Below are 681 nucleotides of genomic sequence, written 5' to 3'. Positions count from 1 at the left end.
AGTGATCACATCATGGGTATCTTTCCACTTGATCACACCGGCAAGGGTAATCACCATGAAACCGGCAAGACCACCGATGATCATCGAGCCACTGTACAGCTGAACGCCCAGTGCCGCTGCGATAGCAATAACGGCCACATAAACATGCTGCATGTTGATTTCAGCGTGCTCCGGCTCGCTGGCCAGAATCTGTGCTTCAGAATATTCCCGAGGTTTGCGATAGCTGACAAAGGTGGCCAGCAGCAGACCGAACAGCATACCTGCTGCCGGCAGAATCATGGCATAAGGCACCTGGCTGGCTGCCACATCCAGACCGTTGTCATGCAGATTTTACAGCAGGATATTGTTGAGGAAAATGCCGCCAAAGCCTACAGGCAGCACCATGTAAGGTGTCACCAAACCAAAGGTCAGTACGCAGGCAATCAGGCGGCGATCCAGCTTGAGTTTGGCGAACACATGCAGCAAAGGGGGAATTACAATCGGGATAAATGCAATGTGCACCGGAATCGCGTTCTGCGACGAAATCGACAGCAGCAGTAAAATGGTCAGTACCGAGTACTTCACACCGGTCGCCGCTGCCGCATTATGATGGCCGCTGATACGTTTGATGACTTTTTGTGCCAGTACATCGGTAATACCCGAACGGGAAATGGCCACGGCAAAAGTACCCAGCATGGCATA

At 52.1% G+C, this 681-nt stretch carries 1 pseudogene; it reads right to left on the bottom strand.

Features of this window, described 5'->3' with window-relative positions:
* A pseudogene (locus tag ACYP03_RS23870) lies at window positions 1–681 on the bottom strand (Na+/H+ antiporter NhaC family protein); the annotation flags it as partial.

This window comes from Photobacterium sp. R1, from assembly GCF_054600795.1.
Note: the sequence above shows the minus strand (reverse complement) of the source record. Positions and strands in the feature narration are given on the sequence as shown.